We start from the raw sequence: 21,287 nt of genomic DNA on the forward strand, positions 1-21,287 counted from the left end.
CCCCGCCAGCCGACACGCCCCCAACCGCCACCACCACAAAAAGCAACAGGCTCCAGGGCACGGAAAAGTCTCCACTGCCTCGCCGGATAAGCCTGCGGCCCCGGCGAGCCGGTCCGGGTCGGATGCCCAGGATCGCGAGAGGTGCAGCTCGACGTCGACGAACGCGTGCCCGCGTGGGGTGGCCAGGATCGCGAACACCACGAACGCGCACCGCGTCTGCGGCGGCTCGAACCAGCGACCAACCCGACACGTCAGCACGTCCAGTTCCCTCTCCCACCCGCCAACCACTACGCCGAGCGCCCATCGATCGGCGCCGACTGATCGCGGTGCCGACGCCATTGGGCCAGAATGCCTAGCATGGGCACTGACATCCACGGCGTTATCGAGTGCCGTCCCGAGTTCACGTTCGGCCCTGACGAGGACGACGCGTGGGAATGGGCCATCGATCTGAGTCTGCTGTACACAGGGCGGGACTATGACCTGTTCGGCTGCCTCTTCGGCGTTCAGAACTTTGCTGGATTCGTTCCAGTGGCCGCCGGACGAGGGCTCCCGACTGACGTCGCACCCCGTACACGCGATGCTGTTGAACAGTTCGGCAACGAAGCCCACTCCGCGAGTTGGCTGAATGGGAACGACCTGGCAGCCATTGACTGGAGCGAGTCCGCCATACGAGCCGACTCCAGGATCCACAGGTACGTACGCGCCACCGAAGACACGTGGGTGTACGACTCGAAGGCCGGCCAGGACCGTGAATGGGCCGATGCGACAGGTCATCGCCTGGATCAAGACGGTTCAGAATTCCCCGAGGGCACGGAGTGGCTTGTCGATGATCGTCTGTATCGAGTGGAACGCCTTTGCCGTCGTGACGCGATCGGCGACGAGTGGTTGCCCGTGTTCGAGGTCATGCGGGTTCTCGTCAGGCTGCATGGGTCAAACAACGTTCGGCTCGTCGTTTGGTTCGACGCCTAATCGCCCGACCGGATCTGCCGCGATGAGTGCTTCCCTCTGTCGCGGTTCACTGCCCTGGCTGCTGCCCTTGCGGGCGGCGCAGGGGCGCCGTCCTCGGGCCCGCCGGGCCGGTTAGATCAGCCGTCAGCCGCGGTGAGCGCGGACAGGACAGTCGCGGTCACAGTGTCACCGGCCCGGCGGGCGGACAGGCGGCCGGCGTTGACCTCTTCGGCTGCCTGATGCATGAGCCCGTAGATGGTCGCGATGAGCCACGTCTGCGGCAGGTCGGTACGGAACACACCCTCGTCCTGGCCGCGCGCGACGAGCTTCCTCATCTGGCCGAACAACGGCGCGTGCAGCGTGCGCAGCCGGGCCGGGGGCAGACTGGTTGCTGCGAACGTGTACAGCGTGCGGTAGCGGTCGAGCGTCCGCCACTGGGAGCGCACCAGCCTCGCCATGGCCTCTTTGGCCGTACCGTCATGCAGTTCGAGGTCTGCCATCAACAGCCTGGACTCCGCGATGCAACGCTCGACGACCGCCTCGAGCAACGCCTCGCGGGTCGGGAAGTGGGTGTAGAGGGTGACACGGCTGACGCCGGCCGCCCGGGCGAGGGCAGCCAGGTTGACCTCGCCGCCACGGAGGATCCGTTCCGTGGCGGCGTCGAGAATGGCGGCGACGTTGCGTTCGGCATCGGCCCTCAGACGGCGACGCGCTGCCGTGTCCGGCTCGCGAGTCATGCCGCGAGGATACGGCCGGGCGCGGAACCCTCCTCGACGGGGCCCAAACCGGCGAAGTAGCCGACGGTTAGCGCCACGACGAGGTCGAGGATGCCGCTCAGGCTCGCGAGGGTCATGGCCTAGATGTAGCCGGGTAGATCAGAAATGGCGGCCTCCAGAAGGACTCGTTCCGAGGGTGTCCCCGAGCGGGCGGGAGGCGGCGACCAGCCAGAAGCTGCCCGGCATCCGCACCCCTCCAGGTACCTCGTACGGACGAAGGGCCGCCGTGACCGCCGAGCGGACGCCCTCCGCGGGCCGGCCGGTCTGGTCGAGGTAGAAGCGGACGGGACCCATGCCGAGGACGAACTCAGCGGCGTCGGCGGCGTCGCTGCCGTACGTCATGTACACATCGATCCCGGTGGCGGTCACGGTCTCGAATCCGGCCCGACTCAGCAGGTCGTGGAGATGGTCGTGGTCGGCGAGCGAGAACATCCCGGGCTCTCGGGGTCCTGCCGGGCCGGGCGGTCGTCCAAGTAGGGCTGTCATGGGGGCGACGAACCAGTCCTGCCGATGGACGTCGCGGGGGCAGACGAAGACGAGACGGCCGCCGGGCCGCAGTGCCCGGCCGATGTTGGCGAAGGCGGTGACCGGATCGGAGAAAAACATGATCCCACCCCGGCTGATCGCGACGTCGAAACCCCCGGCCTCGAACGGATACACCTGCGCGTCGCCGTGTTCGAACCGAACGTTTGAGACGCCTTCGGCCGCAGCCGTCGCCCGTGCTTGGGCGAGCATCGGTGCGGAGAGGTCGACCCCTAAAGCGTGTCCTCGGTGTGCCCGCGCGGCCGCGAGTCTTGTGGACTGGCCGTTGCCGCAGCCGATGTCCAGCACGTGGTCCTGTTCACCGATCGCCGCCGCAGTGAGCAGGTGATGGTTCAACTCCTGGCTCACCGCGTCCCAACGCTGTTGGTGGGCAGCCCAGTGCTCGCCCTCGTAGCCGTTCCACGCCTCTGCCTGGTGGGTGTTCACGATGTGACCCATGGCTCTACCTTTCGTTTCCCGATCTACGTTCGTCCGAGCCAGCCGCCCTCCGCCGCCTGACGGACATCGAACTTACCTGAACGCTAGTGTAAAGGTTAGGAGAGGCGAGCAAGCAACTGAAACGACGACCTATCTGAACGCATATGTTAAGTTTCTTGACACAGTCACACGTGTGCTGAGAGGGACCGCGGATGCGAACGATCGGACTGATCGGTGGGATGAGCTGGGAGTCGTCCGCCGAGTACTACCGGATGATCAACGAGGAGACTCGCCACCGGTTGGGCGGCCACCACTGCGCGCCGAGTCTGCTGCTCACGCTCGACTTCGCCGAGATCGAGGCAATGCAACGTGCAGGCGACTGGGACGCGGCCGGCGCCCGGCTGGCGGCCGCCGCGCGCACCCTCGAGGCGGCCGGCGCCGACCTCGTCCTGCTCTGCACGAACACGATGCACCTGGTGGCCGACGCGATCACCAGTGCCGTGGGCATCGAGTTCGTCCACATCGTCGACGCGACCGCGGAACGCGTCGTCGAGGCCGGACACCGGCGGGTCGGGCTACTGGCCACCCGCTACACGATGGAGCACGGCTTCTACCACGACCGGATGCGCGCCCACGGCATCGAGGTGATCGTTCCGGACGAGCCCGATCGCACCCTCGTGCACGACGTGATCTACAAGGAACTCACGAGGAACCGGATCGAGAACTCCTCACGCCTCGCCTACCAGAAGGTCATGGCCCAGCTTGCCGAGCGCGGAGCCGAGGCGCTCGTCCTGGGCTGCACCGAGATCACGTTGCTGGTCAGCCAGGACGACTGCCCGGTTCCGATGTACGACACCACCCGCATCCACGTCGAGGCCGCCGTCGACCTCGCGCTCACGCCCGAGACTTTGCCAGTCGGGCCGTAGCCCCACGATCGCGCCGTATAGCTGGCTGACCTGGCCTTCCTTTGTTGCGCTTGCGAGCGATGTCCATTGCGCTTTCCATGAGTACGCCTCATCCATGCCACGCAAAGCGGACGAACGCCCTGGCCGCGTGCATCAGTACGCAAGGATGACGTGGACAGGCCGGTCGCATTGCCGCGCACTGCGCGGTATGTCTGGTCCTGTCGGCCTGGTGCCGGAGCCCGTTGGCGACCAGCCGCCCCATTCGCTACGTTCGTTGAGCTCAGCCCCTTCAGCAGCTGCGATCTCGGCTGGCCTGTGTCGCACTCAGCGCACCCGACACCTTCGAGCTAGAGGGGCCTGAGAGGGAGGTGGCGGTCGAGACCTCTCCGCGTACCCTGGGCGGGTGCGTCACCTCCGCCGCGCGGCAGTTCGAGCGTTCTCTGCGTCACGTTGGCGCTGGGCGACGTGGTTGGCTGTCACGGTGGTGGGTTGTGCGGCCGGAGAGGCCGCCGAACCAGTCGTACCCGCCGCGCACTTGCTGGTACCACTGATCGCTGGGGTCGCCGCGGCCGGCACCGGATTAGTCACCGCACAGGTCCCGCGCCGCATCAACCGGAGTAGCCAGGCGGTGCTCGGAGTGTTGATGGGGAGCTACCTCAGCCCGTTGGCCCTGCACCAGGCGGCCGGTGCGATGCTGCCGTTGGTCGCGGTGACCGCCGCGACCATCGTCCTCAGCCTGGGGGTGGCTGCCGGATTGAGCCGGGTGATCCGCATGGACGGAGCCACGGCCACCCTCGGTATGCTCCCGGGCGGCTCAGCCGCTGTGGTGTCGTGCGCGGAGGATCTGAACGCCGACTCGCGAACTGTCGCCTTGATGCAGTACATGCGGGTCGCCTCGGTTGCCATGACCGCGCCGATCCTGGTCCAGTGGCTGGTCACGTCCGGGGCACCCGTACCACATCCCCTCGCCGCAGCTCCTGCTCCCTGGCACCTGGTGACTGGTGCCGATCAGGACACTGGGCTCGTCCTGCTCGCGGTCGTCGCCCTCGGCGGCGCCTGGCTCGGCCGACGAATTCGGTTACCCAGCCCCGCACTGTTCGGCCCCATGCTTGCAACGGCTGCGTTGAGCTTCAGCCTGCCCGTCCACAGCATGGCCCCGACCGGAATACTCCGCGGCGCGATGTTCACCATCGTTGGTCTGGACGTCGGCCTCCGCTTCAACCGTTCGACCGTCGCCCGCCTGGGCCGCCTCCTCCCACTGATCATGGCCTGCACCCTTGCCGTGTGTGCCGCGTGCGCCGCCCTGGCCTGGCTCCTGTCCGGCCTGATCCACATTCCTCTGTCGGACGCCTACCTCGCCACCACCCCTGGGGGCATCAACGCCGTCTTGGCGATCGCCGTGACCACTCATGCCAACGTGTCCCTCATCTCGAGTGCGCAGAGTCTGCGTCTGCTCGCCATGGTGGTGCTCGCACCGCTCCTGATCCGGCTGATCACAGCGTTGCGTCCACAGCGGATGCGAGACGATCAGCAAGTGGAATGATCGAACCGCGACCGCTGCTTCGCATGTCGTCCGGCTTTCAGGGATCCATGTCCGGCCTCTACGGGGAGCTTGCCCCGACTGCCGGCACAGGCGGCGGCCCGCCGTCCGTCTGCTCGAGTGGTAGTGATACCTGGATCCTCGTGCCGTGGCCGGTAGGGCTGACGACGTCGATCGATCCTCCGAGAGCCTCAACCCTGTCGTACAACCCAATCAGACCCGAGCCACGCTGCGGTACTGCCCCACCGACACCGTCATCGCAGATGCGCAGCCGCAGTGTGCTGTCTCGCTCCTCGACGAAAACGGCCGCATGCGAGGCGTTGGCGTGCTTGATCGTGTTGGTGAGAGCCTCGGAAACGACGTAGTACGCCGCCACCTCCACCGGCGGCGAATACCGGGAGTCGGCATCGAGGCTGAGCTCGACCGGGACGGCCGAGCGCCGGGCAAGCGTCCGCAATGCCGGGCCGAGACCGCCCTGAGAGAGAATCGCCGGGTGAATACCCCGCGTTGTCTCGCGGAGTTCATCCAACACCTCGGTGATCTCGTCAGCGACCTGGCCGATGTCGCCCCGCAGTGCCGGCAACTCTGCCGGCACCGTTTCCTGGGTAAAGCGTAGTTCGAGTCCCAGCGAAACGAGCCGCTGTTGCACGCCGTCGTGCAGGTCCCGCTCGAGACGTCGCCGCATGTCATCTCCGGCTGCGACCACGCGTGCACGCGACGCAGCGAGCTGTTCACGGCTCTCGGCGTTCGCGATCGCGGTAGCGACGATCTCGGTGAACCTCGCGATCTGTGCCTCCGTGTCCGGCGGGAAGGGTTCGGCGTTCCTCGTCGACGCAGCGATCACCCCCCACAAGCTTCCGGCCACGACGATCGGGCAACCGACCGACGAGCGGATACCCAGTGCGCGCGATTCCTCCGCGATCGCACCCGTTGCGCCGACAAAGCTCTCGATCCGAACCGGGTCTCCGGTTTGTCGGACCTCGCGGGCGATGCTCAACCCTTCGAGCTCGAACCGCGTGCCGAGGGCCTGCTGCGCCGGCCCGCTGCTCCAGACGGCCACGCCGGTCACGGTCCCGTCCTCCTCGTAGCGCTCCAGACGGGCGAGATCGGCATTGCATTGCCGGCCGACCTCCCGGGCGACGGCTTCGAAGACCGCCGACGGCGAGACCGACTTCGCAGCCAGTGTCGCCACCCGGCGCAACGCGGACTGCTCCTCGGCCAGGCGTGCCGACTCCTCTGCCGCCCGCCGCATCCGGCCCGCCAACTGCCCCACGACGACGGCCGTGATGACGAAAACGATCAACACGACAAGGGTAAGCGGGTCACGAATCGTCAACGTGTGGATCGGAGGAACGAAAAGGTACTCATAGACCAGAGCGCTCAGGACTGCGGCCACTACCGCGAGCCCCGTGCCCCAAATGGTGGCGGCAGCCAAGATCACGAGTATGTAGAGTGCTTCGAGACCAACCCCCGGTAGGTATGGATCGAAGAACACGATCAAGCTAGCGAACGCAGCCACCAGCGCCGCGCTGACCAACAGCCCGCTCAACCAATGCAGGACGGGCAAACTCGCCGCGTACCGTGCCATCTCGTCGCATCCCCTTTAATGCAACGGTAACAGCAGTGGTTGCCAGGGGCTCCTGGAGCCGTCGGACCTCGAAGTGGGCGTCTCTCAGGCGTTGGTCTCAGACGGCCACGAACGGACCCGCGGGTGCCGTGAGGCTGAGGTAACGGCCCTCGATCGTGGTGAGCGGGACGCGAACGAACGTGACGGCATCGGGGCTCCGCCGTTGTATACCCAATCGTGACAGCCGGGCGATCTCGTTTGGTTCCTCCACGATCCTGGCTTGGCCGACGGCCGCGACATACCACCCGTGGTCGCCTTGGTCGATGTGGTCGACTTCGAGCGCCACAACCGAATTGCCGAGGGCGATGCCAAGCCTGGAATCCGAAGCGATCAGGAATACGGCAGCGTCCCTGTCGAGCCGGAAGTCCACGGGTTCGACCGCGGGGACCGCATTGTCGGTGAACACGATACGGCCGAGGCGCGCGTTCTCGAGCAGGCGTAGGCATTCGAGCAGCGGAATTCTCTCCGACGCCTCAACCCCATCCATGCGCTCGACGTCTGCCGTTGTCCAGGCCACGTCCCCCGCGGTGATGTGAGCGGTCTTCATCGGAGTTCCTCGTTGGTCCCGTCACTCGTAACCAGCCACCAGGCGGCGGTGTTGGCAGGCATCTTCTCGCCAACATCGGAGTCGCTGCGAAGTATCAGTTCGCCGTCGATGGGGGAGGCGATCGGCCGGTCGGAGCAGTTGACCACGCAGGCGAGGTCGCCGTGGGTGAATGCCAGAACGCCGGGCTCGCTCGGCAGCCACCGCAGCTCGCCAGCTGATTCGGGGGAATCATGCCGCGCGGCCGAGAGCTGGCGACGCAGGGCGATCGCTTTGCGATACAGCCGCAGTGTCGAGTCGCCGTCGCGCAGCTGCTCGTCCACGGAAAGGTCGGCGAACCAGGCGGGCTGCGGCAGCCACGGGGTGCTGGAAGCCGAGTCCGGGGAGAACCCGAGCGAGCCCTTACCAGAGGTCCACGGCAACGGGACCCGGCAGCCGTCCCGGCCGCGCCGTGCACCGCCGGAGCGGTGGAACATCGGGTCGGTCAGCAACTCGACCGGCAGGTCCACGACCTCGGGCAGGCCCAGCTCCTCACCCTGATACAAGTACGCCGACCCCGGTAGCGCGAGCATCAGCAGCGCGGCAGCCCGTGCGCGGGCCTTGCCAAGCTCGACATCGCCCGCATCAGCACCGGGAGCGCCACCGGCGTACCGCGTAACCGAACGCGGCATGTCGTGGTTGTTGAGCACCCAGGTCACCACCGAATCAGATGCGGCAACGGTGCCCAGCCCGCGATCGATCACCTTCGACAGCGACTGTTCGTTCCAGGCGGCGTGCAGGAAGTCGAAGAAGAACGTCTGGTGCAACTCGTCAGGCCGCTGGTACTGCGCCAGCTGCTCCGGGTCACGCAGACCAACCTCGCCGATCAGCGCCCGTTCCCTGCCGGTCCGTTCGGTGTACTCGTCGGCGATCGCCCGCCACCGGCGCCACACCTCGTGCACCTCCGCCTGGTTCCAGGCGTAAGGGTTGACCGGATCGCCGGTCAGCTCGTCGTCGATGGCCCTCTCGTGGTCCGGCAGCCCGTCCCGCTTGTGCAATCCGTGCGCGACATCGATCCGCAGACCGTCCACACCCCGGTCGAGCCAGAACCGCAGCACCCGCTCGAAGTAGGCAGAGACGTCGAGGTTCCGCCAGTTGAAGTCCGGCTGATCCTTGGAGAACGTGTGCAGATACCACTGACCCGGGGAACCGTCCGGCTCGCTCACCCGCTGCCAGGCCGACCCACCGAAGATCGAACGCCAGTTGTTCGGCGGCAGTTCACCATGTTCACCCCGACCGTCGGCGAAGTGGAAGCGGGTACGCTCCGGGCTTCCCGGCCCCGCAGCCAGCGCCGCGGCAAACCACGGATGCTCAACCGAGCAGTGATTCGGCACCACATCGATGATCACCCGCATGTGCAGCCGGTGAGCCTCACGCACCAGCCGGTCGAAAGACTCGAGGGTGCCGTAATCGGGATCCACCGCGCAGTAGTCGGCCACGTCATAACCGTGATCGCGCTGCGGCGAAGCGTAGAACGGGTTCAGCCAGAGCCCGTCGACTCCCAGATCCCGCAGGTAGGGAAGCTTCGCCCGTACACCGTACAGATCGCCGACACCGTCGCCGTCGGCATCATGAAAGCTGCGCACGTACACCTGGTAGATCACAGCGTTCCGCCACCAGCCCAGGTGGCGATCCACATCCTGAGGGCGACCCCGGACCGCCGTCACGTCGTCGGGGAAGTTGATGGAGCGCGGCCCGAATTCCGGAGAGCCGTCCTGGATCCAGGCGCGGCGATCCTCTAGCCAGCGTCGACGAGACGTGCGGCGCGATTTCGCTTGGAGAGTCATCGGGGACCGTCCTTTGGTCATCGGGACTCCGGACCTTCGGTGGGCGGGCCATTGGTCTACCCAATGAGAGCCTCTCGACTCAGCGGCACCGTGTCATCAGGGCAAGCCACCATCTGCGGTGGTGGCCTGCCGGGATCGCGGAGTACCTGCTGGCTGGAATGCGCCGGCGCGGCACCCGCGGAACGGCAGGGCCTGAAAGGCGCAAGGCGGGAGAGAAGCCCTGAATCCGGGAACCCCGAAGGACGGACAAAGGCAGGTAGCGCGGCGGAGCCGAGCCTCGTAACCGGGCAGTCGACTGACGGTACGCTGAACGCGTACGACGCACGGAGACTCACGGCGGCCGGGACGTCAGACCCTGCGGCCGACAGGGCAAAGGTCCCCAGCGTTCACTAAAAACGTCGCACTCCCGCCTGCCCTCTGTTCGCCGGTCGAGGCATGGCCGAGGTGACTGCCGGGATGACCATGGAAGGTCCAAACCACCCGAAGAGAAATGGCGACGGTCCGGTCGCGAGCCGGGGCCGTGTGGTCCTGGCCGACGACGATCTCCTGCTCCGCGAGGGTGTGGCAAGCCTGCTCGTCCGGTCAGGCTTCGAGGTGGTTGGACAGGTTGGCGATGGTTCGAGTCTCGTCGCCTTGGTTCGCGAAATGCGCCCAGACCTGGTCATTGTCGATATTCGGATGCCTCCCACCCACAGCTCCGAAGGGCTGGATGCGGCCCGTGTGATCCGGGGCGAACTCCCGGAGATCGGCATTCTGGTTCTCTCCGCCTACGTCGAGACCGACCACGCGATGGAGCTGCTGGGCAGCGGGCGCAGGGTCGGATACCTGCTGAAAAGTCGCGTCACCGACGTGCAGGAGTTCCTCGAAACTCTCGACCGGATCACCAAGGGCGGCTCGGTCGTCGACCCCGCGCTGGTGAACGAGCTCGTCGCGGCCCGGCGGAGGGACGATCCGCTGGCGGTCCTGAGCGTACGCGAGCGTGAGGTGCTGCACCTGATGGCGGAGGGGCGCTCGAATGCTGGCATTGCCCGCCAGCTGTGGGTGACCGAAGGCACCGTCGAGAAGCACGTCCAACACATTCTCACAAAGCTCGACCTGCCTGAGACCAGTGACGACCACCGCCGCGTGCTTGCGGTCATCACCTTCCTCGAGGGCCGCTAGGCCGTAGCGCGTGCTTCGGGACTGCCTTAGAGCCTGCCGTTCGTACACCCACTGCTTGGGCGGAGCAGATCGCGGATGGCCGTGGCAGAAAGTTCTGTTTTGTCCAGGAACCCCACAGCAGGGCTTGCCTCGATGAGGTCCTCGAAGTCCTCCTGGGCATGACCCGAGATAAAGATGATCTCCGGCCGACCGCCGTCCGCCACTGCTCCTTCGTCGACGCGCCGCGCAAGCTCGAAGCCGCTCTCACTGCCCAGGTTGATATCGAGCAGCAGAACGTCCGGTCGAAGCTCCTCGGTTCGGTGAAGCGCTTCGGCGCTTGTCGTGGCGACGCCGACGACGGCGATTCCCTGGCGTTCGAGCAAGGCACGTGCGACCTTGAGGAAGCGGGCGTCGTCATCGACGAGAAGGCACCGCATGTCCATGTCATCTACGATCCCAAGCTGTCCGCTGGAGCGCATTCCCGCTAGCCCGAACTTCTGTACGTGATCGCGGAGGCGTAGATCCCTTCGGGCCTGGCCCGCGTGGCCCGACGGAGATCAATACGTTGTGCTCGCGAGGCGGGCGTTCGCGGTCGGCAGCGCCACGACCTCTTCGACAAGATCGGCCGGCAGGTGGCGGCGTCGATCCTTTCTCTGTCGGACTGTTGTGAGATCTGGGGTAGATGAACTCTTTTGAAGTGAAGTAGGGCGAGTTGGGGCGTCTTGACTGTGACGATGACCCTTGCCGACCGGGCCGCGATGTCGATCGGCAGGGTCAGTGCGTGTGCGATCCTCGGGCGATCCCGGGCCACGTTGCACCGGCACCGCAATCCCGCGCCGCCCCGCCTGGGGCCGCGCCGCCCGTTCTGTCACCCGGCCGAACTGTCCCAGCCCGAGCTCGAGCAGGTGTTGGCCGTGCTGGACTCGCCCCGGTTCGCCGACAAGTCACCGGGCCAGGTGATCGAGGTGTACTGGGCGGATTCGTTGTGGTGCACAAGGCCGGACAGGTCGGCCTGGCCGTCCTTTGTGCGCCTCCAGATCGCCATCTCCAGCGCGTCCAGGACGAGTTGGGTCTTCTTGGTGGTGGCGGCTCGCCAGCCCAGGATGCCGCGGGAGAAGACGTCGAACACGAACGCCACGTAGACCATGCCGGTCCAGGTGGGCACGTAGGTGAAGTCGGCCACCCACAGCCGGTTCGGCGCCGGCGCGGTGAAGTTCGCCGCTCGCCAGCCACATCTTCCGGGCACCGAACACAGCCGTGAACCGTTGCCGCTCCCGCGTCTGCCCGATCAGTTCCTTCACCCGCTCATCGCGCTGTTCTCTCTTACTGGGTTGACGTCTCACCGCCTCGTAGTAGGTGGACGGGTCGGCGCCGCTCAGCGTTCTCCCGCTTCAGCCGCTTGATCACCGCATGCTCCTCGCTGCTCACCCCCGGCCGCTGCCCAGCATCGATCTCGGCCCGACGGACCATCCTGAGCCGCCATGACGCCGAGAATCGACAACATCGTGATCGCATGTTCCGACCCCGAGGCGCTCGTCGGGGTACAACATCGAACTGCTCGAGATGCAGCCCCTGCACCGACCACCTGACTGGATGGTGCTCGGACGCGAGTGCGGATATCCACGGTTAGCGTTCGATCTGGTCGAGGAACTCCACCCGCCCGCGATCTGAAGGGTGCCCTGCACCAACAAACCAGGCCGCACGCGACCACGCCCGGCCAGAACCCAGATGAAATCTCCGGCTGCCGCAACCACATGAATGGTTACTACCGGGCAAGACCGAAAGCGGTCGAGATGCGATCCGGAGGGGAGGCGACGGTCGCTGTGTCGCCTATCGTCGGCCACCGAAGCTCAAGGTGATCGGTACCTCGATGCCGCGAGCAAATTCCAGCCTGGTGGGTCCCGCACTCGCCCGCCTCTGAGCGGTCAGATAACTGACCTCACGAAGGAGGAGCCATGCACACCCCTATCTCAGGGGTTCCGGACGGGACCCACCCATCGCGCGTCGAAGGTGCTGGCGCACGCAGCCAGACCGGTGACGTGTCGCGACGGAAGCTCCTCTCTAACGCTGGCCTGGTCACGCTCGGCGGGATGATGATGTCCGCGGCCGGCAGCACGAGCCGGGCCCGTGCCGGCTCGGCCAACTCCGCTGGCGAGCCGGTCACCCTGATCGTGGATGCCGGGGCCCGGGGGCGGGCGATTCCCCGCGACTTCGCTGGCCTGAGTTTCGAGGTAGGTCCGCTGAGGTCCGGCAACGCCGGCGTACCTGGATACTTCTTCAGCGCGGCGAACACCGAGCTGGTCACCCTCTTCCGCAACGCGGGCATCAACAACCTCCGGGTCGGCGGCGGTTCAGTTGACCAGCAGATTCCGGTCGGCACCGGCAGCGACGGTTACACCGGCGTCGACCACCTGTTTGAGTTCGCCGCCGCGGCCGGGGCGAACGTGATCTACTCCGTACGCCTTCACAACCCGTCCAGCAAGCCCCTCCCGACCCTCATGTCGGACAACGCCAAAGCGGTCCAGTACATCTCCCAGCGCTACGACCGCCTGGTCAGCTCGTATTCGATCGGCAACGAACCCGACTGGCACTCGTTCCACATCGGCGACCCCGCGATCTACGAGACGACCCCGGACGTGCCAGGCACGGCGTACCCGTCTTACCTCACCCAATGGCGGCGGTTTGCCGACGCCATTCAGGAACTGGTGCCCGACGCCAGGTTCTCCGGACCGGACACCGGCAACTACGGCACTCGGGGCGGTGTGCCGTACGTGACGTACACCCCGGATGCTGCCACGGGTGTGTCCTGGACCGAACAATTCGCCGTCGACGACGGTGGCTCCGGCCGCATCAAGGACACCACCCAGCACCACTACGTCGGCGGCAGCCCCTTGAGTACGACCGCCGAGCAGGCGATTGACAACATGCTGTCGGCTGAATGGGTCGAGGACACCGACCTTGGGACGCAACCCGCCGGGGCCGAGTCCGCGACCTACGTGCCGTACCCCTGGTTCTACACGCACATCGTCGCGCCGACGCTGGCGGCTGGCCTGCCGTGCCGGCTGACCGAGGCCAACGACTACCTCACCGGGATTCCGGGTGCCAGCGACGCGTTCGCGTCCGCGCTGTGGACGCTGGACTATCTGCACTGGTGGGCGGCGCGCGGGGTGAGCGGGGTGAACTTCCACAACAAGCAGTGGCTCTACACCGACACGATCACCCCGGCGCTCGGAAGCTATACCCCGGAGCCCTCCTCGTGCCGAGCGCCCGGATGTGGCAACTACCGGGTCAGCCCGAAGGGGTACGGCATCAAGGCGTTCGACCTTGGTGCGCGCGGCGAGGTCAAGCCGGTGCGCGTGGCCAAACCGCCCGCCGTCAACGTCACCGCGTACGCGGTCGGTCGTGGCCGCGACCTCTACGTCACGCTGATCAACAAGACCTACGGAGCCGGTGCCGCGAATGTCCGGGCGACGATCGTGACGGGCGAGTTCCGGCCGTCCGAGGCCGCGTCCATCACGCTCACAGCGGGCGAGCCCGGAGACCCGTCGTCGCAGTCCGCGACAGTCGGCGGGGCCCCTATCACCAACGACGCGCCATGGCAGGGAAGGTGGACCCCGCTGAGCCTGGACGGTCAAGGCCGCATCGCGGTGACCGTCCAGGCCACCACCGCCACCGTCGTACGAATTCACCGGTAGCTACCAGTTGGGGGCCCCGTCACCCTCGAGGGCGAGCGGTGAGCGAGACTTGGTCCTGGACCCACGCATCCGTGCCATCGCCCCAGAGGCCAGCGAAGACCACCACGCTGGTGGCGTTTCCGGGGTTGAAGTCCACGCTCACCTTGGTCCCCTTGGCGTGGTACCGAAGGTACGACGACCTCGTCGCATAACCCCGGAATCTCCCGGTCCCGGGCGCCTGCGATTGTGGGGATCCTCGCGGTCAGGCCAAGGTCGCCTCGTGGCGCTACGCGCCTGCCTGGCGGCAGCACTGGACCTGTCCGCTGCTACCCACGGGATCAGCTTTGCGATTGGTACGTCGCCGATGGCTGGCTTGATGAGGCGCTCGGCGTACTCCCGGTACTTGTTCAGCGTTACCGGATCGGCTTCGTGTACCTCGAGCCACGCGTCCAGTGTGTAGCCGAGCGTCGCTCTGGTGGAGGCGTTGCGTTGTCGGTCGACCTTGGCGAGCAGTCTTGACCGGATCTTCTCGGCTTCACGCCGGTCTCGTGCTGACGATCGACGCCTGCGTAGACCCTGAGCTCATAGGAACCGCCACGTTTCCGGATGGATCGAGGTGGCGTGACGTTCCCAGATCACGGGCTCATCAACTACATCCAGGACAGCGTCTGCAACGAAGGGCGCGAACACATCGTCTTCCACATGAGAACCTCGCCCGAAGAATGCAAGAGAAGGCTGAAGAACAGGTTCCCCGGCCGCATCGAGGAGAAGGGGGTCGAGTTCCACAGAATGGTGTTCGACCGATACCTGACGTTGCTGCGGACAGATGAACTCCTGAACCAGTTCTGTGAGAGCAACGACATCTACTATGCGAACCTGGACGTCTTCTCTCCCGATGGGATGGAAGGGCTGATGTCCGTCATGAAAAATGGTCCACGACGTTGAATCATGCCGGCCGGTGCCTGGAAAGACCCGCCGGCTGAGAACCCCTGAGACGAGAGCCGTTCCCGTTTAGAAGTACTCAGGCAACTCCTTGGCCAGCGCGTCGTGGATACGAGCGCGCACGGAGACCGTTGGGTCCGGCTTCTCGAACTCCAGGCCGGTCAGGCGTTCGAACAAGGCGACATACTTGTTGCTGAACTCGATCAACGTCTCGGCGGGGATGTCCGGGATCGGGTCCTGGTAGGGGTCGCACTGGCTCACGATCCACAGCCGCAGGAATTCCTTGTCCAGACTGTCCGGCTCCTCGCCGACATCAAACCTGTCCTGATAGGTGTCGGCGATCCAGAATCGGCTGGAGTCCGGAGTGTGGATCTCATCGGCGACAACGATCATCCCGTCTTCATCAAGGCCGAACTCATACTTGGTGTCCACCAGGATGAGGCCCTTCTCGGCCGCCAGTTCCTGTCCACGGGCGAACAGAGCCAGGCTTCTCTCCGCCAGCTCGTGCCATTGCTCGGCCGTCACCAGCTGGGTCTCGAGGATCTCCGACTCGATGATCGGCGTGTCGTGCCCACCGTGGACCGGCTTCGTAGTCGGTGTGATGATAGGTCGAGCCAGCTTCTGGTTCTTCTTCATGCCATCGGGAAATTCGTGGCCATACAGCACCCTCTCGCCTCGGTCATACATGGGCCAAAGGCTGGTGTTGGTCGAACCGGTGAGGTAGGACCGCACGACGAGCTCGATCGGGAGCATGTCGAGATCTTTGACCATGACCACGTTCGAGTCTAGGTAAGAGATCACATGGTTTGGACAGACACCTGCGGTTTCATCGAACCAGTAGCGTGCTGTCTGGGTCAGCACCTGGCCCTTGTAAGGTACGGCGGCCAAGATGCGGTCGAACGCAGATTGACGGTCAGTCGAGATCAAAAGCCGTCGTCGATCCGACAACTGATAGGAATCCCGCACCTTGTTACGTTGGTAACCAGGAAGCTCGCTATATTCTGCGTCGATGAGACAATTGCCCATGAGTTTAAAATCGTTGGCCGGTCGGCTCATAAACTCGACACCTCGTGGATGGTCTTCGGTGCAGTCGTCCGTATCGTACCGGCTGCGCCGGAGGTCGCAGTAGCGACAGTCCGCCGTGGTCGCCACGGCCGGGCGGGGTCCGACTGCCGGAGGCACTCCCGACCGATGCCTACAGCCAGCGACGCAGGCGGTGCTCGCAGCGCTAGAGCTCCGGGTAGCCGTAGGTGCGCAGCACATCTCCGTAGAGGCGCCCGAACGTCCGCGTCTGCTCAGCGCTGAACACGTCACGCCACGCTCCGGCCTGGCCGCGGAAGAAGGTTCGAGCCGATGGGTCGAAGAGGCGGAGGTCCTGGTCTCTGGGCGCACTTCCCAAGAATTTACCGATGCGACGAACCGTCGCGCGTTGCTGGCTCTCGGTCCCGCCGCCATCCGTGCCCACGAGCTCCTCGAACGACACGTTCGCCACGGAAGGGTGGAACAGCATCCAGTTGTTTCGCCACCCTGGGGGAACGGTTTGCCGATGAAGTCGAGGTAGTCCCGCTTGCCGATATCGAAGTTCATGCCGGTGTACTGCGGACCGTTGTCGATCTGACGAAGGCGTTCGTCGACCACGATGGGGATCGACGTGGCGCTGAAGAGCATCTCGCACGTCTCCTTCTGACGTCGCATGGAGGATGTGTAGGCCGCCGCAGACGTGCCGCTCGTCCGGATCAAGCCGTTCACCAGAAGGACAAGGTCCCGTGTCTGCGTCCTGACCCAGAACCCGCCGACGATTCTGTCCTCGTCGCGGGCGAACGCCGCCATGCTGAGCAGCTGCGAGATCAGGTGGCCGAGGTACTGGCAACGCTTGGGCTTCGGCTGTCTGAGGAGAAGACCCGCGTGGTCCACACTGATGAGGGTTTCGACTTTCTCAGCTTTCACATCCGGCGGATGCGTAAGCGAGGAACCACGAAACGCTTCGTCTATACCAAGCCATCGACGAAGGCGATCGCTTCCGTCAAGGACAAGGTGAAAACCAAGACGCACAGATCAACCCTGCACATGGGCCTGGACGAGCTGCTGACCGGCTTGAACCAGGCTATGCGCGGGTGGGCGAACTACTACCGGCATGCGGTGTCCAAGAAGACCTTCAACAGCGTGGACTACTACGCCTGGCAGCGGGTCGCCGCTTGGATACACCGCAAGCATGGCCGGATGAGGTGACCCGCTACCGCTACCGCGGGGCAAGCATCCCGACCCCGTGGCCACCACCCAGACCGGCAGATACCCCAAGCTGACCAGATCGGCAACGGCACGTGGAGAGCCCGGTGCGTTGACCCCACCACAACCGGTGGCACATCGAACACTGGAGCCGATACCGCCGACGCCACCAGCACCGAGCCAAACTCTGCCACCACCGCCGACGAAACCAAATCACGATCTACGACTGTAGTACTAGGGAATACTTCTGCGTGGAGAACGTTCCTTCTCAAGGATGGGCAGTGAAGTGGGAGAACGGTCGTTCTCTACGCTGCGCAAAGGATGGGAATGATTATGAGCTATCTCACCGTCGGCGAAGAGAACTCGAACTCCGTCGAGCTGTACTACGAGGATCACGGCGCCGGTCAGCCGGTCGTCCTGATTCACGGATATCCCCTCAATGGAGACAGCTGGGAGTTGCAGTCGCGCGAGCTGCTCTCGGCCGGCTACCGCGTTATCACCTACGACAGGCGCGGCTTCGGACGCTCATCGAAGGTGGGCACGGGATACGACTACGACACCTTCGCCGCCGACCTGAACGCGGTGCTCGAGACCCTCGATCTGCAGGATGTGATCCTGGTCGGTTTCTCCATGGGCACCGGCGAGCTGGCACGGTACGTGCGCTCCTATGGTTCGGCCCGGGTCGCAAAGCTGGCGTTCCTCGCATCTCTCGAGCCGTTCCTCGTGCAGCGCGACGACAACCCCGAAGGCGTGCCGCAGCAGGTCTTCGACGGGATCGTCGAGGCCGCCCGCCGCGACCGCTACGCCTGGTACACGCAGTTCTACGAGAACTTCTACAACCTCGAGGAGACGCTCGGTGAACGGATCAGCGAGGAGGTGGTCCGCGCCAACTGGATCACCGCTGTCGGCAGCGCACCCGTCGCGGCGTACGCCGTTGTCCCGGCCTGGATCGAGGACTTCCGCCCGGACGTCGACGCCGTCCGCGAGGCGGGCCTGCCGACGCTGATCCTTCACGGGACGGCGGACAACATCCTGCCGATCGATGCCACAGGGCGACGCTTCCGCGAGCTGGTGCCCGCGGCCGAGTACGTCGAGATCGACGGCGCCCCGCACGGCCTGCTCTGGACTCACGCGGCCCAGGTAAACGAGACGCTGCTGCACTTCGTGAAGTCCTGAGAACGAAGGGTGTGCCCGCGCGGAGAGTTCTCCGCGCGGGCACCTTGGTGAGATGACCGAGAGAGACGTACGCACCCGCATCGTGGAGGCCGCGGACCGGCTGTTCTACGGTCGTGGCATCGGTCGGGTGGGCATGGACGCGGTGCGCGACGAGGCTGGCGCCTCGCTCAAGGCGATCTGCCGCGAGTTCCCGTCCAAAGAGGGTGGGGCCCTTCGTTGACATGGACTCGCGTATCGCAACCGACATCGCACGGGCCCGCGATCCTCGTGGGCGGGGCGTGGCAGCCGCTACTGCGCCGGTTGCCGTCCAGTCTGACTTGCCAACAGGGTGACTGCACGCATCGGTGTTAATCGCGACGCGAGAGGTCAATTCTCCGTCGAATCGGTTTGGTGGTCGTCGAGAAGCTTGATGATGCGTGCGCTGATGTTGCCGAGAGCAACGGTGCCAAGTTCGCCGAGGCCGTTGAAAAGCGGGTCGCGGATCTCGTGACGTTGAGAGCGAAGCACTCGGCCGACGAGCAGCCGCCCCTCGTTGGTCAGTGTGGCTTCGGATGCGCGACGCCCGCCGGTCGTGGGGCGGCTGTGACGAGCCCTTGGCGTTCGAGCGCGGTGAGAGCGTGGCTGATGCGGCTCTGGGAGAAGCGGAGGCTGTCGGCGAGGCTCTTCAGCGCCAGGGTCTGGTTGTCGGCGGCGCTGAGGAGCACAAGGAGCTTGAAGTGGCCGTGCGGGATTCCTCCGTCACGTTGCGCCTGCCGTTCGAGGGCGGCCTCGAGAAGGTGCCGATCGTCGCCGAACGCAACCGATATTTCGTGGGACTTATGGGACTCGGCGTTAACACAGAGCGGCAATACCCGAACTACTTCGCGATGATACCCACCGGACCAAACCCCAGCTCTGCGCTCACAGAAGGTTTCTTCGAACTCGCCGCCCGGCAGGTACCGCGTCCCTGCACCGTGGCCTTCGTTTCAGCGGACGCGGAATTCGCCTACAACCCCATCATCGGTGCTGCGGAGAACGCCAGAAAGTACGGATTCACCGTCGTCGACGAGGAAACCTATCAGCTGTCGACCAGCGAGTTCACTCCGATCATCGACTCCGTGGCCAGCAAGGACCCGGACCTGCTGCTGCTGTGCTCCTACCTCGACGACTCGATCGGCCTGGTCCAGGCGCTGCGCAGCAGCGACTGGACACCGAAGATGGTCGGCGGGGCCATGATCGGCCCTCAATCGACAGCGGTGAAAAGCGCACTCGGGCCGCTTCTGAACGGGCTGGTGAACTACGAGTACTGGCTACCCGTACCAAGCATGATGTTCACCGGCGTGGAGTCTCTCATGAAGACCTACCAGCTTCGGGCGCCAGCCGAGAACGCTGATCTGATCGGTTCCTACATGGCTCCCCAGGCGTACGCACAGATGCAGGTCATCGAACAAGCCGTCACCGCAACCGGAGGCCTGGACGATCAGGTGTTGGCGCAATACACCCGAAGGGAGTCGTTCGACACCGTTGTCGGTGCGGTCAAATTTGGGATAGGGGGCGAGTGGGAGCATCCCCGCGTCATCCAGGTGCAGTTTCAGAACGTCACCGACGCCGACTCGGAACAATTCAAGCACTCATACACGCAGGTCGTCGTCGCCCCAGCCGAATACACATCAGGCGAATTCCACTACCCCTATCCCGCAGGTGTTGCCGAATAGTGTTGTTCAAAGTAGAAGCAGGCGCCTCGCCGGCATGAGGCCATAGCTCGGACTTCGATCGGTAAAGGACGCAAAGGCGGAGCGGTGCGTACGAGTCATCGCTGCCGGCGCCGCCGGTCGATGGTGTTCAGCTGCTGACAATGGCCGGATGGAGATGTTTTGTCAGAGAGCGGACGGCGTCCCGGCCCGCACGGTTAGCGCCGACAGTGGATTGTGAGGGGCCGAACCCGATGAGATGTACCCGGGGGTCGGCAGCGACCTGGGTGCCTCGCATCTCGATCCCACCGCGCTCGTTGCGCAACGTCAGTGGGTCGAGGTGCCCGAGTGCCGCTCTGAATCCAGTCGCCCAGAGGATCGTGTCGACGGGGGTGAGTGTTCCATCCGCGTTTCGGACTCCCTCAGGTTCGATCTGTGTGAACATCGGTCGTCGGACGAGCGCGCCACGTTTCTTCGCGGCGAGTGCGTAGGGGGTCCAGGAGAGATGCGTGTAGGAGACGACGCTGCCGGTCAGGTTGCCTGCTTCGACGTCCGCGGTGACCTTGGAGATCACGTCACGCCCTTCGACCTCCGGGGCGAAGCCGCCGTCGCGGAAGATCGGTTCCCGGCGCGTGTACCAAAACACTTCCGCTACCTGGGAGATTTCTTCGAGTTGCTGGACGGCTGAGATTCCCCCACCTACGAGGGCGACCCGCTGCCCGGTGAACTCGTCTAGCGAGGTGTAGTCCTTGGTGTGGAGCTGACGCCCGGCGAAGCTCTCCTGCCCGGGATAGGCGGGCACCGTCGGGTTGGTCCATGTCCCGGTTGCGTTGATGACCGCTCGTGCCGCCCAGGTGCCGCTGTCGGAGTCGATCAGGAGTTCACCGTCGGGCTCGTCGTCGGCGCGGGTTGCCGATGTGACGGTGACGGGCCGCAGGATCGGCAACCGCATCTGCTGCTCGAACGCTGCGAAGTACGCGGGCACCGCCTGACGTGCCGGCGCGGCCGGATCAACGGGCGTCTGCCGAAACCCCGGCAGGTCGAAGATGCCGTTGACAGTCGCCATCGTGAGGGACTCCCACCGGTGCAGCCAAGCTCCACCGGGCCTGTCTTCGGCATCGAGTATCACGAAGCTGCGGTCGGCGCCGGGCTCGGCGAGCGCGCTGGCGAATCCGCGCCGGTTCAGGTGGTAGCCGGCTGACAGCCCCGCTTGTCCGGCACCGATCACAACCACGGTTGCTCGGCGGCTCACGCCGCATTCCGCTGCTGTGCCCATGCCGCTGGGCCGGAGCTCGGCATGGCCGGCATATCGGTCCCGCCTGGGCGACTCGTG

Annotated in this window: 21 protein-coding genes and 2 pseudogenes; 11 read left to right on the plus strand and 12 right to left on the minus strand. The window is 65.3% G+C overall.

Annotated elements, in window-relative coordinates:
- The first annotated feature begins 141 nt into the window (after window positions 1-141).
- Entirely contained in the window at window positions 142-321 is a 180-nt protein-coding gene (locus B141_RS0110180) for a hypothetical protein (protein WP_020575057.1), read from the plus strand.
- A 36-nt stretch (window positions 322-357) separates the two neighbouring features.
- Entirely contained in the window at window positions 358-969 is a 612-nt protein-coding gene (locus B141_RS0110185; protein WP_020575058.1) for a hypothetical protein, read from the plus strand.
- Between the two features lie 116 nt (window positions 970-1,085).
- Here B141_RS0110185 and B141_RS0110190 read toward each other — a convergent pair whose 3' ends face one another.
- Both B141_RS0110190 and B141_RS0110200 read right to left on the minus strand, forming a co-directional pair.
- Window positions 1,086-1,685: a TetR/AcrR family transcriptional regulator gene (locus B141_RS0110190; RefSeq protein ID WP_020575059.1), complete on the minus strand. Its 600-nt coding sequence runs from the start codon at window positions 1,683-1,685 to the stop codon at window positions 1,086-1,088.
- Between the two features lie 138 nt (window positions 1,686-1,823).
- On the minus strand, window positions 1,824-2,705 hold the full coding sequence (locus tag B141_RS0110200; RefSeq protein ID WP_020575061.1) for a class I SAM-dependent methyltransferase: 882 nt from the start codon (window positions 2,703-2,705) through the stop codon (window positions 1,824-1,826).
- A 191-nt stretch (window positions 2,706-2,896) separates the two neighbouring features.
- On the opposite strand from B141_RS0110200, the gene B141_RS0110205 reads away from it, so the two are divergent.
- Complete coding sequence (locus B141_RS0110205; RefSeq protein WP_020575062.1) at window positions 2,897-3,610, plus strand: aspartate/glutamate racemase family protein; 714 nt, start codon at window positions 2,897-2,899, stop codon at window positions 3,608-3,610.
- 382 nt (window positions 3,611-3,992) lie between these two features.
- Window positions 3,993-5,132, plus strand: a complete 1,140-nt coding sequence (locus B141_RS39925) for an AbrB family transcriptional regulator (RefSeq protein WP_063828587.1) — start codon at window positions 3,993-3,995, stop codon at window positions 5,130-5,132.
- Between the two features lie 58 nt (window positions 5,133-5,190).
- On the opposite strand, the gene B141_RS39930 is transcribed toward B141_RS39925, so the two are convergent.
- The 3 genes from B141_RS39930 to B141_RS0110225 form a co-directional block, all read right to left on the minus strand.
- Entirely contained in the window at window positions 5,191-6,717 is a 1,527-nt protein-coding gene (locus tag B141_RS39930; protein ID WP_020575064.1) for a sensor histidine kinase, read from the minus strand.
- Between the two features lie 97 nt (window positions 6,718-6,814).
- Window positions 6,815-7,303 (minus strand): pyridoxamine 5'-phosphate oxidase family protein, encoded by a 489-nt coding sequence (locus B141_RS0110220; protein WP_020575065.1) that lies wholly within the window; start codon window positions 7,301-7,303, stop codon window positions 6,815-6,817.
- Window positions 7,300-9,126 carry a glycoside hydrolase family 13 protein gene (locus B141_RS0110225; RefSeq protein WP_020575066.1) on the minus strand — a complete coding sequence of 609 codons (1,827 nt, stop codon included), beginning with the start codon at window positions 9,124-9,126 and terminating at the stop codon, window positions 7,300-7,302. Before B141_RS0110225 ends, B141_RS0110220 begins: the two co-directional genes overlap by 4 nt.
- A gap of 435 nt (window positions 9,127-9,561) precedes the next feature.
- Here B141_RS0110225 and B141_RS0110230 point away from each other — a divergent pair, with 435 nt between their 5' ends.
- A complete protein-coding gene (locus tag B141_RS0110230) occupies window positions 9,562-10,287 on the plus strand; it encodes a response regulator (protein ID WP_020575067.1) in 726 nt (241 codons plus the stop codon).
- Between the two features lie 26 nt (window positions 10,288-10,313).
- On the opposite strand, the gene B141_RS0110235 is transcribed toward B141_RS0110230, so the two are convergent.
- A complete protein-coding gene (locus B141_RS0110235) occupies window positions 10,314-10,745 on the minus strand; it encodes a LytR/AlgR family response regulator transcription factor (RefSeq protein ID WP_237742669.1) in 432 nt (143 codons plus the stop codon).
- A 473-nt stretch (window positions 10,746-11,218) separates the two neighbouring features.
- A pseudogene (locus B141_RS52730) lies at window positions 11,219-11,733 on the minus strand (DDE-type integrase/transposase/recombinase); the annotation flags it as partial.
- 488 nt (window positions 11,734-12,221) lie between these two features.
- Between B141_RS52730 and B141_RS0110250 the strand changes: the two are divergent.
- Both B141_RS0110250 and B141_RS0110260 read left to right on the plus strand, forming a co-directional pair.
- Window positions 12,222-13,961, plus strand: a complete 1,740-nt coding sequence (locus B141_RS0110250; RefSeq protein ID WP_020575072.1) for a hypothetical protein — start codon at window positions 12,222-12,224, stop codon at window positions 13,959-13,961.
- 600 nt (window positions 13,962-14,561) lie between these two features.
- The gene (locus B141_RS0110260; protein ID WP_026257080.1) at window positions 14,562-14,885 is read left to right on the plus strand and encodes a hypothetical protein; all 324 of its coding nucleotides are present in this window, start codon (window positions 14,562-14,564) and stop codon (window positions 14,883-14,885) included.
- A gap of 66 nt (window positions 14,886-14,951) precedes the next feature.
- On the opposite strand, the gene B141_RS51365 is transcribed toward B141_RS0110260, so the two are convergent.
- From B141_RS51365 to B141_RS52735, 3 genes and pseudogenes are all read right to left on the minus strand, one after another.
- Complete coding sequence (locus B141_RS51365) at window positions 14,952-15,938, minus strand: phosphoribosylaminoimidazolesuccinocarboxamide synthase (RefSeq protein WP_026257081.1); 987 nt, start codon at window positions 15,936-15,938, stop codon at window positions 14,952-14,954.
- Window positions 15,939-16,110: 172 nt separating this feature from the next.
- Window positions 16,111-16,392, minus strand: coding sequence for a sulfotransferase family protein (locus tag B141_RS51370; RefSeq protein WP_020575076.1), 282 nt, complete (start codon window positions 16,390-16,392; stop codon window positions 16,111-16,113).
- A gap of 53 nt (window positions 16,393-16,445) precedes the next feature.
- Window positions 16,446-16,712: pseudogene (locus B141_RS52735) on the minus strand (histidine phosphatase family protein); the annotation flags it as partial.
- A 21-nt stretch (window positions 16,713-16,733) separates the two neighbouring features.
- Here B141_RS52735 and B141_RS49130 point away from each other — a divergent pair.
- From B141_RS49130 to B141_RS47220, 3 genes are all read left to right on the plus strand, one after another.
- Window positions 16,734-17,111: a group II intron maturase-specific domain-containing protein gene (locus B141_RS49130; RefSeq protein WP_020575077.1), complete on the plus strand. Its 378-nt coding sequence runs from the start codon at window positions 16,734-16,736 to the stop codon at window positions 17,109-17,111.
- A gap of 330 nt (window positions 17,112-17,441) precedes the next feature.
- Window positions 17,442-18,284: an alpha/beta fold hydrolase gene (locus B141_RS0110280; RefSeq protein WP_020575078.1), complete on the plus strand. Its 843-nt coding sequence runs from the start codon at window positions 17,442-17,444 to the stop codon at window positions 18,282-18,284.
- Between the two features lie 52 nt (window positions 18,285-18,336).
- Window positions 18,337-18,504 (plus strand): helix-turn-helix domain-containing protein, encoded by a 168-nt coding sequence (locus tag B141_RS47220; RefSeq protein ID WP_020575079.1) that lies wholly within the window; start codon window positions 18,337-18,339, stop codon window positions 18,502-18,504.
- A gap of 316 nt (window positions 18,505-18,820) precedes the next feature.
- Here B141_RS47220 and B141_RS52740 read toward each other — a convergent pair whose 3' ends face one another.
- Window positions 18,821-18,988, minus strand: coding sequence for an ArsR family transcriptional regulator (locus B141_RS52740; RefSeq protein ID WP_020575081.1), 168 nt, complete (start codon window positions 18,986-18,988; stop codon window positions 18,821-18,823).
- Window positions 18,989-19,060: 72 nt separating this feature from the next.
- Between B141_RS52740 and B141_RS0110300 the strand changes: the two genes are divergently transcribed.
- On the plus strand, window positions 19,061-19,978 hold the full coding sequence (locus B141_RS0110300; protein WP_420313584.1) for an ABC transporter substrate-binding protein: 918 nt from the start codon (window positions 19,061-19,063) through the stop codon (window positions 19,976-19,978).
- Between the two features lie 127 nt (window positions 19,979-20,105).
- Here the strand turns inward: B141_RS0110300 and B141_RS0110305 are convergent, their stop codons facing one another.
- Window positions 20,106-21,206 (minus strand): NAD(P)-binding domain-containing protein, encoded by a 1,101-nt coding sequence (locus tag B141_RS0110305; RefSeq protein WP_237742671.1) that lies wholly within the window; start codon window positions 21,204-21,206, stop codon window positions 20,106-20,108.
- Between the last annotated feature and the right edge of the window lie 81 nt (window positions 21,207-21,287).

The organism is Actinopolymorpha alba DSM 45243 (assembly GCF_000373925.1).
GTDB lineage: Bacteria > Actinomycetota > Actinomycetes > Propionibacteriales > Actinopolymorphaceae > Actinopolymorpha > Actinopolymorpha alba.